General features: G+C 60.4%; 15 protein-coding genes. 3 read left to right on the top strand and 12 right to left on the bottom strand.

The window, feature by feature from the left end:
• Window positions 1-22 precede the first annotated feature (22 nt).
• The 7 genes from paaE to FHT84_RS00350 form a co-directional block, all read right to left on the bottom strand.
• Window positions 23-1,099: a 1,2-phenylacetyl-CoA epoxidase subunit PaaE gene (gene paaE / locus FHT84_RS00380; RefSeq protein ID WP_183761229.1), complete on the bottom strand. Its 1,077-nt coding sequence runs from the start codon at window positions 1,097-1,099 to the stop codon at window positions 23-25.
• A 25-nt stretch (window positions 1,100-1,124) separates the two neighbouring features.
• Window positions 1,125-1,649, bottom strand: a complete 525-nt coding sequence (gene paaD, locus FHT84_RS00375) for a 1,2-phenylacetyl-CoA epoxidase subunit PaaD (protein WP_183761232.1) — start codon at window positions 1,647-1,649, stop codon at window positions 1,125-1,127.
• 9 nt (window positions 1,650-1,658) lie between these two features.
• Complete coding sequence (paaC, locus tag FHT84_RS00370) at window positions 1,659-2,441, bottom strand: 1,2-phenylacetyl-CoA epoxidase subunit PaaC (RefSeq protein ID WP_183761235.1); 783 nt, start codon at window positions 2,439-2,441, stop codon at window positions 1,659-1,661.
• The gene (paaB, locus tag FHT84_RS00365) at window positions 2,441-2,725 is read right to left on the bottom strand and encodes a 1,2-phenylacetyl-CoA epoxidase subunit PaaB (RefSeq protein ID WP_069061017.1); all 285 of its coding nucleotides are present in this window, start codon (window positions 2,723-2,725) and stop codon (window positions 2,441-2,443) included. The genes paaC and paaB overlap by 1 nt, the downstream gene beginning before the upstream one ends.
• A gap of 29 nt (window positions 2,726-2,754) precedes the next feature.
• Window positions 2,755-3,759, bottom strand: a complete 1,005-nt coding sequence (paaA, locus tag FHT84_RS00360; protein ID WP_183761238.1) for a 1,2-phenylacetyl-CoA epoxidase subunit PaaA — start codon at window positions 3,757-3,759, stop codon at window positions 2,755-2,757.
• A 298-nt stretch (window positions 3,760-4,057) separates the two neighbouring features.
• Window positions 4,058-4,948, bottom strand: a complete 891-nt coding sequence (gene paaX, locus FHT84_RS00355; protein WP_183761240.1) for a phenylacetic acid degradation operon negative regulatory protein PaaX — start codon at window positions 4,946-4,948, stop codon at window positions 4,058-4,060.
• An 86-nt stretch (window positions 4,949-5,034) separates the two neighbouring features.
• Entirely contained in the window at window positions 5,035-5,514 is a 480-nt protein-coding gene (locus FHT84_RS00350; RefSeq protein ID WP_112344528.1) for an Lrp/AsnC family transcriptional regulator, read from the bottom strand.
• Window positions 5,515-5,633: 119 nt separating this feature from the next.
• On the opposite strand from FHT84_RS00350, the gene FHT84_RS00345 reads away from it, so the two are divergent.
• Genes FHT84_RS00345 through FHT84_RS00335 form a run of 3 tightly spaced genes read left to right on the top strand, consistent with a single transcriptional unit; the run spans window position 5,634 to window position 10,131 of the window.
• The gene (locus FHT84_RS00345; RefSeq protein ID WP_183761243.1) at window positions 5,634-7,712 is read left to right on the top strand and encodes a transketolase C-terminal domain-containing protein; all 2,079 of its coding nucleotides are present in this window, start codon (window positions 5,634-5,636) and stop codon (window positions 7,710-7,712) included.
• 3 nt (window positions 7,713-7,715) lie between these two features.
• Complete coding sequence (locus FHT84_RS00340; RefSeq protein WP_112344526.1) at window positions 7,716-8,924, top strand: 2-oxo acid dehydrogenase subunit E2; 1,209 nt, start codon at window positions 7,716-7,718, stop codon at window positions 8,922-8,924.
• A gap of 16 nt (window positions 8,925-8,940) precedes the next feature.
• Window positions 8,941-10,131 carry an aromatic amino acid transaminase gene (locus FHT84_RS00335; RefSeq protein WP_112344525.1) on the top strand — a complete coding sequence of 397 codons (1,191 nt, stop codon included), beginning with the start codon at window positions 8,941-8,943 and terminating at the stop codon, window positions 10,129-10,131.
• Between the two features lie 49 nt (window positions 10,132-10,180).
• On the opposite strand, the gene FHT84_RS00330 is transcribed toward FHT84_RS00335, so the two are convergent.
• The 5 genes from FHT84_RS00330 to FHT84_RS00310 all read right to left on the bottom strand — a co-directional run bounded on the left by FHT84_RS00330 (window position 10,181) and on the right by FHT84_RS00310 (window position 14,574).
• Window positions 10,181-11,914, bottom strand: coding sequence for a pilus assembly protein TadG-related protein (locus FHT84_RS00330; protein WP_112344524.1), 1,734 nt, complete (start codon window positions 11,912-11,914; stop codon window positions 10,181-10,183).
• Window positions 11,914-12,336, bottom strand: a complete 423-nt coding sequence (locus FHT84_RS00325) for a TadE/TadG family type IV pilus assembly protein (protein ID WP_112344523.1) — start codon at window positions 12,334-12,336, stop codon at window positions 11,914-11,916. The genes FHT84_RS00330 and FHT84_RS00325 overlap by 1 nt, the downstream gene beginning before the upstream one ends.
• Before the next feature lie 303 nt (window positions 12,337-12,639).
• Window positions 12,640-12,828 (bottom strand): hypothetical protein, encoded by a 189-nt coding sequence (locus FHT84_RS00320; protein WP_245430456.1) that lies wholly within the window; start codon window positions 12,826-12,828, stop codon window positions 12,640-12,642.
• 94 nt (window positions 12,829-12,922) lie between these two features.
• A complete protein-coding gene (locus FHT84_RS00315) occupies window positions 12,923-13,723 on the bottom strand; it encodes an ABC transporter permease (RefSeq protein ID WP_113250304.1) in 801 nt (266 codons plus the stop codon).
• The gene (locus FHT84_RS00310) at window positions 13,720-14,574 is read right to left on the bottom strand and encodes an ABC transporter permease (RefSeq protein ID WP_113250303.1); all 855 of its coding nucleotides are present in this window, start codon (window positions 14,572-14,574) and stop codon (window positions 13,720-13,722) included. Before FHT84_RS00310 ends, FHT84_RS00315 begins: the two co-directional genes overlap by 4 nt.
• Window positions 14,575-14,664: the final 90 nt, after the last annotated feature.

Below are 14,664 nucleotides of genomic sequence, written 5' to 3'. Positions count from 1 at the left end.
CATTCCTCCCTTCGATGCGATCCTATTGGTCGTAACTGACGACGATACGGTCGGTGAGCGGGTAGCACTGGCAGGTCAGCACATAGCCCTGGCGCACCTCGTAATCCTCGAGTGCGTGGTTGACCTCCATCTCGACCTCGCCCTGCAGAACCTTGGCGCGACAGGTGGAGCAAACGCCGGCCTTGCAGGCGTAGGGCACGTCCATCGCGTTTTCGAGCGCGGCATCGAGCAGGCATTGGCCATGCTTGGGAAACTTGAAGATGCGCGTCGCACCGTCGAGCGTGACGGTTGCCTCGCAGCTCTTTTCATGATCAGCGGCAGCTGCGCTCTCCACCTTCAGGCGGGCCTTGCCCGGCTGCGCGGAGGCGAAAAGCTCGAACTTGATCTGGTCGTCGCGCATGCCGTGCTCGCGCAGCGCCGCGGCGGTCGCCAGCATCATCGGCTCCGGACCGCAGATGAAGGCTGTCGCAACCGACTTGATGTCGATCCAGCTCTTGAAGAGCGCTTTGCACTTCTCCGCGTCTATCCGGCCGGTGAAAAGGCCGATCTCCTGCGCCTCGCTTTCAAGAATATGCAGCACCGACAGGCGACCGAGATAAAGGTTCTTCAGGTCGTCGAGCTCTTCGCGGAACATGATCGAGCTGATCTGCCGGTTGGCATAGACGAGCGTGAAGACCGAGCGCGGCTCGCGCGCGAGCACCGTCTTGATGATGGAGAGCACCGGCGTGATGCCGCTGCCGCCGGCAAAGCCTAGATAGTGCCTTGCGACATCGGGTTCGATGGCTGTGAAGAAAGCGCCCATCGGCGGCATGGCTTCCAACGTGTCGCCGGCTTTCAGGTTCTCATTGATCCATGTGGAGAAGCAGCCGCCGTCCACGCGCTTGACGCCGACCTTCAGCACGCCCTCGTCCTTACCGGCACAGATCGAATAGGAGCGGCGCAGCTCCTCATCGTCGAACTTGCGGCGGAAGGTCAGATATTGGCCCTGCGTGAAGTCGAAGATGGCCCGATCCTCCTCGGCTGGCGCAAGCGTGACGACGACCGCATCGCGCGTCTCGCGGCGAACATCGGTGACGATCAGCGGATGGAAACGTGGCATGGATGCGGGCCTCGTCCTCTTGGGGTCAAATGCACTTGAAGTAATCGAACGGTTCCAGACAGTCCGTGCAGCGATAGCTCGCCTTGCAGGGCGTCGAACCGAACTGGCTGATCTTTTCCGTGTTCGTCGATCCGCAGCGCGGGCAGGCAATCGTGAGATTGGAGCGCCCGGAAAGCCGATCGATGCGCTTCATCAAGATGCCATCGGCCGCCGTACCGTCGACCGGTGGGGCAATGCCGTAGGCGCGCAGCTTCTCACGTCCCTCGGCGCTGATCCAATCCGTCGTCCAGGCCGGCGACAGCCGGCGCTCAAGGCGTATCCGGTCGATGCCCTTTTCAGCCAATGCCCGCTCGATATCGAGATTGATTACCGTCGTGGCGGGACAGCCCGAATAGGTCGGTGTCACCGTGACGACGAGCGTATCGTCTCGCCAGCCGACGTCGCGGATGATGCCGAGATCGGTCAGCGAGATCACCGGTATCTCGGGGTCCGGCATTTCCGACAGCCAGTGCCAGACCTCGTCGACCGAAGGATGCAGCGCGGTCGCCATATCAGCCTCCTACCAGGTGGCGCCCGGATAGGCGCGCTGCAGGAATTGCATCTCGGCCAGGAGATAGCCGAGATGCTCGGTGTGAACGCCGCGACGGCCGCCCTTGTGCATGTAGCCATCTGCCGGGCGCTCAAGCGTCGCCTTGGCAAGCGCATCGGAAACGATCTCGTCCCAACCGGGTTTGAGGCTTTGCGGTTCCGGGATCACCTCGGCCTGTGCCAGTGCCGCATCGGAAGCATCGCCGGCGAACATTTCACAGGTGAAGGGCCAGAGTTCGTCCAGCGCCGCCTGCATGCGGCGATGGCTTTCCGCCGTGCCGTCGCCGAGGCGGATGATCAGGTCGCGGCTGCGATCGAGGTGATAGGAGACTTCCTTGAAGGCCTTCTCGGCGATTTCAGCAATGCGCCGGTCGGCCGAGCCTTTCAACGCTTTCAGCAGCAGATAGTGCCAGGCGTCGAAGAGAAATTGCCGCATCAGCGTCTTGCCGAAATCGCCATTGGGGCGTTCGACCAAGAGGATGTTGCGAAACTCGCAGCCATCGCGCAGATAGGCGAGATCGTCGGCCGAACGGCCCTTGCCTTCCACCTCGCCCGCCAGAGCGAGCCAGAGCTGCGTCTGGCCAATGAGATCGAGCGCCGTGTTGGCGAGCGCGATATCCTCCTCCAGCGCCGGTCCTCGGCCGCACCATTCGGAAACGCGGTGGCCTAAGATCAGCGTGACATCGCCGATGCGCAGGAGGAATTCGACGAGGGCGGCCTGATCGACCGCCGGCTCAAGGGTAGCGGTCGCCATCACATGTGCCCCACTTCATCGGGGATGTCGAAGAAGGTCGGATGACGATAGACCTTCGAATTGGAGGGATCGAAGAGCGGACCTTTTTCCGAAGGCGCGCTGGCGGTGATCTCGGAAGACCGCACCACCCAGATGCTGACGCCCTCGTTGCGGCGCGTATAGACATCGCGTGCGTTGTTGATCGCCATCTCTGCATCGGGCGCGTGCAAGCTGCCGACATGGCGATGGTTGAGGCCGTGCTGACCTCGGATGAAGACCTCCCAAAGCGGCCATTCGCTGGACATGCTTCTCACTCCCTTGTCATCCTGCACGCCTATTCGGCGGCAACCTTTGCGGCAGCGAGGCGTTCGGCCACCTTTTCGGCATGCGCCGTCAGACCATCGCGGAACCAGGCGCCATCCTCCCAAGCCTGCTTGCGGGCATTCAGCCGCTCCGCATTGCAGGGGCCGTTGCCGGCGATCACGTTGAAGAATTCTTCCCAGTCCGGCTCGCCGAAATCGTAGCCGCCCTTTTCCTCGTTCCACTTCAGATCGGGATCGGGGACGGTTAGGCCGAGGTACTCCGCCTGCGGCACGGTCTGGTCGACGAATTTCTGCCGCAGCTCGTCATTGGAATTCTGCTTGATCTTCCAGGCCATCGACTGGGCCGAATGCACGGAGGCATCGTCCGAAGGGCCGAACATCATCAGCGACGGCCACCACCAGCGGTTCAGCGCATCCTGCACCATGGGCTTCTGCGCCGGCGTGCCCTTCACCATTTTCATCAGGATGTCGAAGCCCTGGCGCTGATGAAAGCTTTCCTCCTTGCAGATCCGGATCATGGCCCGCGAATAGGGACCGTAGGAACAGCGCTGCAGCGGAACCTGGTTCATGATAGCAGCACCATCGACGAGCCAGCCGATCGCGCCGATATCGGCCCAGGTCAGAGTCGGATAGTTGAAGATCGAGGAATATTTGGCCTTGCCGGAGTGCAGCTGCTCATACATCTCGTCGCGGCTGATGCCGAGCGTCTCGGCAGCGCAGTAGAGATAGAGGCCGTGGCCGGCTTCGTCCTGCACCTTGGCAAGCAGGATCGCCTTGCGTTCCAGCGTCGGAGCACGGGTAATCCAGTTGCCCTCCGGAAGCTGGCCGACGATTTCCGAATGCGCGTGCTGGCTGATCTGGCGGATCAGCGTCTTGCGGTAGCCTTCCGGCATCCATTCCTTCGGCTCGATCTTCTGGCCGGCATCGACACGCTCTTGAAAGGCGCGTTCCTGGGGATCCATCTCGTCAAGGGAACGGATGCGGGCGCCATCGGTTTTCACCATCTGTGCATACATTGATCTTCCTCCGTCCTGGCACGTCCGGCGCGCTAAAGAGTGATCGCAGGCCTGCGGACGCCTTGAGGATCTGAGCCAAGCTGACGCTTCATGGCTTCACCAGTATAGGCCTGTTTCACGCTCTCCTCCACGAAACATCGATCCGACAGCGAGCGCATTAGCCGACCGATCGGTCATTGTATTAGCATACCATATGTCACAGCACAAATAAATTTTTGGATATTTCTGTGACATTCAATGCCGTGAAAGCGTGCTGCGAAGAGAACTCACACGCTATGTGACTGAGTGGATTGATCTTTCAGCGGGACTTGAGGTGATCGAGCCGAGCCTGGCTTACCGGCGTTGTTTCTTGAAGCTTGCCCGACTCGTTCACGAAACGGCGACCGACATAGGCGTCAGCCTTTTTTGACAGACGCAAATAAAGTTCGGCAAATAGGCGCCGCGCCTCCTCGCCGGGCCAATCGGCCGGCAGGGCGGACTTGGGAAGATGCGGCTCGCGCAACATGATCAGGCGATATTGATGGACGAGAAGCAATCGCGCGATCAGACAATCGAACGGTGACAGGGCCACACAATCGCCGACTCCTCGCGAAAATGTGCCGAAGCGGGCAGTAAATTCGCTGTAAGCTTCCGCAAAGTGCCGCAGGTTCCAGGCCTCTTCCGCGAGCTCCTTCAAGGCGCCGTTCTCGGTCGCAAGCTCAGCGTTGAAGACAACGACGCGACCCGGCAGCGGTGGCGCGGGATGCGTACCCATCGCAAGACGGGGGCTCAGCCTAGCGAAGCCGTCCCGCTCCAATGCCTGCATGATCTCCTCCGGAGCGGGTCCATTGATAAGGACGAATTGCCATCGGACGGCAGGCTCCGGCCCATAGAAGAGACTGGCGGCCTCAGCGAATTCCGCTTGGGCCGCGTCCGTCAGCCGATAGTAGCTGCGGCGCCCTTCCCGCTCTCCGGCAAGCTGGCCGGCGGTCACCAGTCGCGACACGGCAGTGCGCACCAGCGTTTCGGTAATGCCGACGCTCTTGCATGCCTCGATGAGGTTGCCGATCCACACGACGCCGCCCCGCGGCTCGATGACATCGCCATAGATCGTGACGATGAAACTCGCCGCCTTGATGGGCAGATCGGCGAGAAGCGCCGCGACCGCTTCGCTCAAATCATGGCCGAGTTTGATGTTATCAGCCGACACTCCCAACCCTGCTCCGCATCTGAAATTATCAGGGTTTATTAGCGTGAGACGCTTGCACTGTTCAAGGCGAGTACGGACAGAAGGCTTTATCGTGACACATTCGTCGGCAACGCCGTGGTGTATTTGACGCATTTCAGCGAGAAGTGCGACGATGAGCTCAACACGGCTTCATGGGTCAGGATACCGCGCATCAAAAGCCCTTCATATTCCCGCACATCGGCAACGACGGCACGGATGAGATAATCCCATTCGCCCGACATGGAATAGCATTCGAGCACTTCGCGATAGCTCGCGATGAATTGTTCGAAATCGCGGCGGGTTGCTGGATCGTGGGTCTTCATCTTGACTTGGCAGAAGACATTAAGGCCCTTGCCGATCTTGTCGGGATCGACAAGGCGGACCGTTCTGCCGAGCACGCCAGCGCTCTCCAGCGCCTTGATCCTTCGCCAGCAGGAGGCAGGCGATGCGCCCACTTTTTCGGCCAGTGCCGCCTGGCTGATGTCGCCCTCTTCCTGCAGCACGCGAAGGATCGCCCTGTCGACGTGATCAAGATTGAAATTTTCCATTCAAAAATACGCCAATTCTGAAATAAAACAACCAAATACTAGGGTAATTCCTATGAGATTGAAAGGAATAACGCGGCCACTTTGAATTAGAATCATGCGACCACGTGCAGGAGGAGCAAATGGCCCAACTGGCGATAAGAAAGCATGAGCGCAACGCGCCCGACGACCGCATTGACTGGCGCAGGGTTGCCCGCCTCGTCCACCTTTCAAGAGCCCTCGATGAGCTGGAAGAGAAGCGTCTCGTTCCGGAAAAGAAGGTCCTTTATCAATTTTCCGCACGCGGCCACGATGTGGCGCAGATCCTTCTCGGCACGCAACTGACCGGCCTGCACGATGCCACCTGCGGCTATTACCGATCGCGGCCGTTTCTGCTTTCGCTCGGGGTCGACCCGGCCGATGCGCTCGGTTCGGCCATGGGACGCGCCGGCGGTTATTCCGACGGGCGCGACATTGGTGTCGTCTTCAACTATCCGAACCTCTCTGGCGCATCGGCGCTGCCCATGTGCGGCGGTGTCGGCGCCCAATATACGCCGACGGCCGGCTGGGCGCAGGCGATGAAATACTACGCGACCACTTTGGGGCGCGAAGAATATGCGCGGGATATCGGCGTCGTCCTCGGGGGCGACGGCTCGGTCGCCTCGAACGGTTTCTGGGCCGCACTGAGCGCCGCAACGACGCAAGCATTGCCGATGCTGTTCTACATCGAAGACAATGGCTTCGGCATCTCGGTCCCTTCAACCGTGCAGACCCCAGGCGGAAATATCGCAGCCAATCTGGCAAGTTGGAGAAATCTCGCAATATTCGATGGCGACGGCTGCGACCCCGCCGAGGCTGCACGTCTCGTACAGGAGGCCGTCTTCTTCGTCCGCGAAGAGCGTAAGCCTGCCCTTTTGCGGCTGACGGTCCCTCGGCTTGAGGGCCACAGTTTTCAGGATACGCAGGCCTACAAGAGCGAGGAAACCGTTCGGCGCGAATGGGAACGCGATCCACTGCCGCGCCTGAAGGAATTCCTCATTCCCGCCGTCATGTCGATCGAGGAATGGAACGCCTGCGAGATCGAGGCTCACGATAGGGCCGAAAGAGCGCGCGCAGCCGCCGAGGAGCGGCCGGTCGCCGATCCCTCCTCCGTGACACGCCATGTATTCTTCGATGGCGACATGCAGACGATGGGTGGGCAGCATCCATCCGGATATGTGCCTCCGGCGACAACGGATAAGCCCGAGACCGCCGGCCCGCGCATCAACATGGTCACCGCCATCCGTAGAACGCTCGAACATGAAATGTCGATCAATGAGCGCGTCCTCATGTTCGGCGAGGATATCGGCCCCAAGGGCGGGGTTCACGCCGTCACCCTTGGAATGCAGGAAAAATTCGGCAACGAACGGGTTTTCGATACCTCCCTATCCGAGGAGGGGATCATCGGCCGTGCCGTGGGCATGGCGCTGGCCGGCCTCGTACCCATCCCCGAAATCCAGTTCCGGAAATATGCCGAACCGGCCACCGAACAGCTCAACGACTGCGGCACGATCCGCTGGCGCACCAATAACCGTTTCGCCGCCCCCATCGTGGTGCGCATGCCCGGCGGCTTCTTCAAATGCGGCGATCCCTGGCACAGCCAGACCAACGAAGTTGCCTTTGTCCATCAACCAGGCTGGAAGGTTGCTGTTCCCTCGAACGCCGAAGATGCGGTCGGCCTGCTGCGCACCTCGATGCGCGGCAACGACCCGGTCATCTTCTTCGAACACAGGGCCATGCTCGATCACCCGTGGGCACGCCGCCCCTATCCCGGCGACGATTTCGCGCTGCCCTTCGGCAAGGCGAAGCGGACACGGACCGGCAACGACATCACCATCGTCACCTGGGGCGCCATGGTTCACCGTTGCGAGGAGGCTGCCGAGGGCATCTCGGCCGATATCATCGATCTTCGCACGCTGATGCCCTGGGATCAGGAGGCCGTACTCACATCGGTCGCCAAGACGCATCGCTGCCTCATCGTCCACGAAGATCTCGAAGCCGCGGGCTTCGGTGCCGAGATTGCTGCGGTCATTGCAGACAAGGCCTTCACGGATCTCGATGCGCCGGTCTCCCGGCTCACCATGCCCGATATTCCGAGCCCGCATAATCCCGTCCTGCTGGAATGGGCCGTGCCCTCGACGGAACGGATTACCAAGCGCATCACCGAGATCCTGGAGTTCTAGGGAATGACGAACACTGTCGAGATCACGGCCCCGATCGAACAGGAAGGCACGAAGGCAGTCGTCCGCAATTGGCTGAAGCAAATTGGCGATCATGTCCGCGAAGGCGACGCCCTCGTCGAATTGGAAACCGACAAGGTAACGCAGGAGATATCGGCGCCCTGCGATGGTATCCTGAGCGAAATCTCCATGACGGATGGCGATGACGCCGCACCCGGGGCGATCCTGGGACGAATGAGCGTCGAAGCGATCGGCATTGCAACAGAAGCGACCGCCGCTCCGCCGCCAATGCATCACGCCTCGACGGTGACCGCCTCCAGCTATTATTCACCTGCCGTTCGTAGCGCCGCCAAGGAATACGCGATCGATCCCGCTTCGCTGAAAGGCAGTGGCAAGGGCGGGCGGGTCACGCGCGCCGATATGGATCATGCGCTGGAAGCCAGCAAATCCCATCCAGCCGTTCCGGTATCGCAGCAGGCCACGACCGAGCAGCCTTTCTCGGCAAATCCGATTGACGTCAAATCCCGAACCGTACCCCATTCAGCCATGCGGCTTGCGATCGCAAGGCACATGGCCGAATCCCTTGCGACCGCACCTCAGGTCACTGCGGTCTTCGAGGCGGATTTCACGGCGATCATGCGCCATCGCGAAAGCCACAAGGACCGTATGAGGGCGGAGGGCATCAACCTCTCCTACACCGCCTATTTCGTGGCGGCGTCCGTCGCCGCCATGAAGATCGTACCGGAGGTCAACAGCCAGTGGCACGACGATAGTCTTGAAATATTCGAGGACGTCAACATTGCGGTCGGCATCGCATTGGGCGACAAAGGCCTGGTCGCACCGGTGCTCCGGCAGGCGCAGGATCTTCCGCTGGAGACCATTGCCGCCCGCCTTCAGGATCTGACGAACAGGGCACGATCCAATACGCTTAAAGCCGACGAGCTGAAGGGCGGAACCTTCACGATCTCCAATCACGGCGTCTCCGGCTCGCTGGTGGCCTCCCCCATTATCATCAACCAACCGCAATCGGCGATACTCGGCATAGGCAAGCTGGAAAAGCGTGTCGTCGTTCGGGAGGTCGATGGGGTCGATACGATCCAGATCCGCCCAATGGCCTATGTCTCCCTGACGATCGACCACCGCTCCCTGGACGGCCACCAGACGAATGCATGGCTGACGGAATTCGTGCGGGTTCTGCAGAATTGGCCTCAATAAGTGGAGGGAGGTGCCCATGAAGAAAACGGCGTTTTTCGATAGTCTGGCGGAGCAGAAGCCCGATCCCCTGCTGGAATTGATCGCCAAGTTCGCCGCCGATCCGAGAGCCGGAAAGATCGATCTTGGCGTCGGCGTCTATCGCGATGAAGCGGGCCGCACCCCTGTCATGAGAGCCGTCAAGGCGGCCGAGCATCATCTCTGGGAAACGCAAAAATCCAAATCCTATATCGGCCCGGAGGGAGATCCCGCCTTCCTGCGGGCGATGGCTCTCGAGGTTTTCGGCGAGCGCCACGGCGGCAGGCGGCTCGCCGGAATTCAGACCCCTGGCGGCACAGGCGCTCTGCGCCTGGCTGCGGAACTGCTTGCCCTCGACAAGCGACGGAAGATCTGGATCGGCACACCGACATGGGTCAATCACCAGCCGATCTTTGCCGCGGTCGGCCTTCAGGTCGGAACCTATCGTTTCTTCGATATCGGCAAGCAGGCCGTTCTGATCGACGACATGCTGACGGCCCTACGGAACGCCGCGCCCGGTGACGCGGTGCTGCTGCAAACGAGCTGCCACAATCCCACGGGCGCAGCTCTCTCATCGCAGAATTGGCGAGATATTGCCGACGTCGTCGCTGCCAAGGAATTGCTCCCTCTCTTCGACAACGCCTATCAGGGCCTCGGGCGCGGCCGGGTCGAAGATGCGGCCGGCATGATTGATGTCATCGAAGCGGTCGGCGAAGCCATGGTCGCTGTCTCCTGCTCCAAGTCTTTCTCGCTCTATCGAGAGCGCACCGGCGCTGTCTATCTGTTTGCGGATCAGCAGGCGTCGTTGAACAAGGGCATTGGTAATCTCGCGGGTTACGCGCGCGCAAGCTACTCCATGCCGCCCGCGCACGGAGCAGCCATCGTTGCGGCAATCCTCCAGGAGCCGTTCCGCCGTCAGCTCTGGGTGGATGAACTGAACGACATGCGCCTCCGCATAACGGAAATCCGCCGTGCGGCCGGAGAAGCCTTTGGTCGATTTCTTCCGGAACTCGCCCATATGAGCACCCAGGAGGGCATGTTCTCCCTGCTGCCGATCTCTTCCGAAAACGTCCTGAAGCTCCGGGCCGAACACGGCATCTACATGCCGGACTCCGGAAGGATCAATGTTGCGGGCATGCGGGTCGAGGACGTCGCGTCCGTGGCCGAATGCATCGGCCCCTACCTGGTTTGAAGATGAGCCTGAGCGGTCCTTGCCGGTGATCGACCGCGATGCTCAAGCCTCACTGAACGAGTACGGGCTGCATGCAGCGCGCATCGGTCACCTTTATGTCGGCCTGGCCGACACCGACGCCAAGGACGCCAAGCAGATTGTAGAGGAGCTGGTCGACCGGAGCGGTGACGGCAGACAGCGTATCGGCGACGGCTCCCAGCACCGCGCTCGGCGTGCCAAGGGTCAGAATGAGCACCTGAATGCTGATATTGGCATTTTTCAGAAGTGACTGGACGGCCGAGGTCAGGATAGTGCTGGTTGAAACGGTCTTGACTGTGCCGGCAGAAATTTCCGAGGGCTGAAAGGTCACGCGTGTCGGGCTCATATTGGCGATATCGACCTGCGCGCTTGCGATCACCTTCAGAAGCAGGGAATCGATGATGGCTGCTGGAGTAACGCGTGGCTTGGAGCCGAAATTCACGAAAGCCGAAGTATCGACGTCCCCAAGCGCAATCTCCGCCACGCCGGGTACGGCGTCGATCCCGACGACGGCGTTCGGCATGCTGCCGCCGACACAGCTTATCGAGGCAAGCTTGGCCTCGGCAGGCGCGATCTCAACATAAAGCGGCACCCTGATCTTCAAGCCTGCAATCAGGGACAGGCCGGTGACCGAAACTTCGATTGCCGCGCGCACTTGCGGCGTGCGAACGATAGTGCCCGGCGCGCCCACGGCGGCCGCCGGTGCTTGTTGTGCGATCTCCCCGATCGCCAGCGTCATCTTCGTCGCTGCAAGACCCGGCACGTTAGCCCCAAGATCGAGCGCGATCTGCCTTTGCTGATTGGCGGCCATCGCGGTTGCGGAGATCAGGTCCATAACGCTGATCGTGGAAGTCAGGTTGGGCGCGGTTCCCACGACATCCGTACCGAGAGGACCGAGGTTCACGATATCCTGCAGCTTGACGGTGAGCTTCGTGGTTCCCAGCGTCTTGCCCAGATTGTTGATGATGGTGACGACTGCCGGGGAAAGATTGGACGATTTGCCAAGCGCGCCAAGAATCTTGTCATAGGTGACATCGGTCGCCAGGAGCTGATCGTAGCTTACCCCTGTCAGCTTGAGATCCGTCGCCAACAGATTGAGGAAGCTTAAAAGGTTTACCTTCGCGCTGATGAGCGCCTGATAGTCGACGAGATTGAGAGAGACCTGCGTCCCAAGAAGAGAGCCCAGAAGCTGGTTTAGAATGCCGCCATTGAGGCTCGCCAACCGGGAGCCGATAGAAAAAGCTGCCAAACGCTCGCTGGAAGCGGTACCCGTGGCGCTCAAGGTCGGCGGGTCGGCAAAGGCGGAGGCAAAAGGCATCACCGCCTTCTGCGTCAGCGTGACCCTTACGGAATCGGAGAGGGAAGTCCCCGGCGTGAAGCGGTTTTGAGGCGCCACGGATGTGTCTGCCTTATAGGACCCTAGAACCATATTGCCCAAGGTTTCATATTGACCCGACGTGGCCGCCGCCGTCGTGATCTGCCCGTTTGCGGTCATGTAGCTGCTGCCCGATGCCACTGCGGCCGTCGTGCCGTTGCTTTGAAGATTGGCCAGGAGCGCGCTCTGCGCATTTGCGATATCGGCGGCAGCCGTGATTGCGCCAATGTCGCTCAATTGCTGCAGGCGCCGCTGCTGCAGCGTCATCATGCCGTAATCGATGCCGAGGCCAAGGCAGTAAAGGATCAAGGGGGAGGCAAGCGCAGTGGTCACCGCGACGTTTCCCCGCCTGTCCGTCAAGGAGGCGAGCCGACCGAGAAGCCTCTTCATCAGAGACCTCCCAGCCGAATGGTCGAATAACGGCGGATGGTCGAATCCGGCATGGCGAAAGTATAGAGATTCCAGATCGGAAGATTGGATGCGTCGTAGGCGGCGCTCACGGTGAACTGGTTGGCATTGGCCGGGTCTGTCGCGACGGTGACCGTCAGCTTGTCCTTGTTGATGAAGGCGTCGTTAATCGTCGAGCGGGAGACGAAATCCTGGACCAGCTGGCTTCGCTCCGTGGCCGACAATCCCGCGATCGCGGTTCGCGCGGCATCGGCGGTCAGCTGCTGTAGGGAATGGGCCGCGGCGAGATAGATGCCGAAGGCAACCAATGTGAGAAGCAATAGGAAAAAAAGCGGCGCGATTAAAGCGAATTCGACCGCTGCAGCTCCCTTCTTGTCCCTGCCGAAATGAGAAACACGATACATGCTCCTGTCTCCTTCAATCGGCCGCCATCTATGCGATGACGGTCGAGGAGACATTAGGCTTTGGGTGTTAATTTTATATTTCTAAATAAGATACTTTCTAATATTATTACATCTTAATTATATTAGATACTTGATAAAGCTCTCATTACTTTCTTGATCATCGCTGCGCGATTAGCCATCGTCATATCGCATTTTCGCAAGCTACGATCACGGCATCCGCCGCAACTGCGATCACGGACAGCTGTCATTTCTCCGACCCTGATCGGGTCGCGAGGACGACGCCAGAACTCGTATGTCGTCGATCTACTTTTTCTTCGGCGCCAATTCCCAGCCGCCCTGCAAGTTTCTTACGAAACGGCGGTTTCCTTTGTAATAGGTCACCGCACCGGTTCGATCCACCTTGATCGACGTCGGCAGCGATTGCGTGACCGCTTTCAGCCGCTCGACCATGTCAAACGCTTCCTGTCTTTTTCCAGCGCGGATCAGCGCCATCAGCTTGGACTCTTGTTTCATCCTCTATATTCCCGTTCATGGAGGATCAGGGGGTGGCGGAGTGTGTGGTCCGTCGGTTGTTTTTTCATATCGATCAACCCGCTCGGCGTTGCATGAGCAGCGAACGCAGTGCCACGACCACCACGCAAACGCTGGAGATTAGAAAGATTGCGCCGGACATGGCGTAAATCGTCGGCGAAGCGCCGGCATTCATCTTGCCGAACAGCACCACCGGCAACGTGTTTTGGCGACCGGCCAGATAGAAGGCGCGCGTAAACTCGTTGAGCGACAGCAGGAGCGAAAAGATGAAGGCGCTGACGAGACCCGGGCGGATCAACGGCAGCGTAATATCCAGGAACTGCCGGAGCCGGCTTGCACCAAGATCGTCTGCCGCCATCAGGTAGGTGCGCTTGACGGCGGCAAAGCTTGTCAGGATGACGATGAAGGCAAAAGGCATCGCCCACAGCAGATGGCCGGCAATGACGGTCAAGGCCGAAGCCTTCACGCCGGCACGGCTGATAACGGTCGATAGCGCCAGTCCCTGGATGACGCCCGGCACGAACATCGGCAGAAGCACCGCCAGGAACCACAGTCCGCGGCCGCGGTGCAGCTCGCGATATGCGAGCGCCGCACCGAGCGACAGCAAGGTCGCGATAACAGCCGTCGCCAGCGCTATCATGATCGACTGGCCGAGCGCGGCGACAAGCGCGCTTTCCGCCCCGAGCGCGACATACCATTTCAGCGTAACATCGGAAAAATGCGGCAGGCCGGGCTGAAGCGCCGGATTGAAGGAGACGCCGAGCAAATAGAGCGGCGGCGCATAGATCACGGCGAGACCGATGATGGTCAGCGTCCAGATGACGATGCGCGGTGTCGTACCCTCCCTGACGATCATTGGCCGCGCTCCTCGAACAGCGAGGAGAGGCCGAATATGGCGTCTCCGATCAGCACCAGTCCGAAGACGATCACGAGCATCAGCGTCGAAATCGCAAAGGCGAGCGGAAAATTGGCGACACGCATGACGTCATTGATCATCACCGATACGATCGATGCGCCGGCGCCGCCGAGCATCTGCACCTCCGTCGACGAGCCCGCGACCATGACGAAGACGAACAGGAACCCGGCAAAAACACCGGAATAGGTCAGCGGCAACAGTACGGTGCGTGCCATCGTCCAGAAGCCGGCGCCGAGATCGCGCGATGCCGCCAGCGCGATAGGATCGACGCGGCGCATGGAGAGCAGGATGGGGAAGGTTGCGAACGGCAGATAGGAGGCGACCAGCCCGACGATGACGGCAAAGTCGCTGAACAGCAGCCAGTCGAGCGGCGCGTCGATAATCCCGGCGTGCTGAAGTAGCGTGTTGATGACGCCGGTACGACCAAGCAGCAGCCGCCAGGAAAAGGAGCGGATGAGATAGGACGTGAAAAACGGGATGGTAAGGAGGGCTGCGAGCAGAACCGACAGCCTGCGCCCGGCCAGGAAATACATCGCATAGGCGGTGGGATAGGCGATGACGAGGCAGATAGCCGATGTCAGAAATGCTTTGCCGAGGGTCGACAGAAACACGCTCCAGCGCCCGGCCTCCAGGACCGCGCCGTAGGCGGCGAGGCTGAACTCCGGCTTGATCCAGTAAGTCGCGGAATCCCAGGCACAGAAGCTCCAGACCACGACCAGGACCAGCGGTGCAAGGCCGAGCACGAGGATCGCCGCAAGCGGAGCGGCCAGCAATAGAACCGGTGTCTTCATGGTCTAACCCTCCTTCTCTCGGTGTTGATCCCATCGGCTCGGGGCCGGCCTGTCCTCGAACAGAAGGGCCAGCCCCGCTCCATCGCCTTA

This window comes from Rhizobium sp. BK289, from assembly GCF_014193575.1.
GTDB lineage: Bacteria > Pseudomonadota > Alphaproteobacteria > Rhizobiales > Rhizobiaceae > Rhizobium > Rhizobium tropici_C.
Note: the sequence above shows the minus strand (reverse complement) of the source record. Positions and strands in the feature narration are given on the sequence as shown.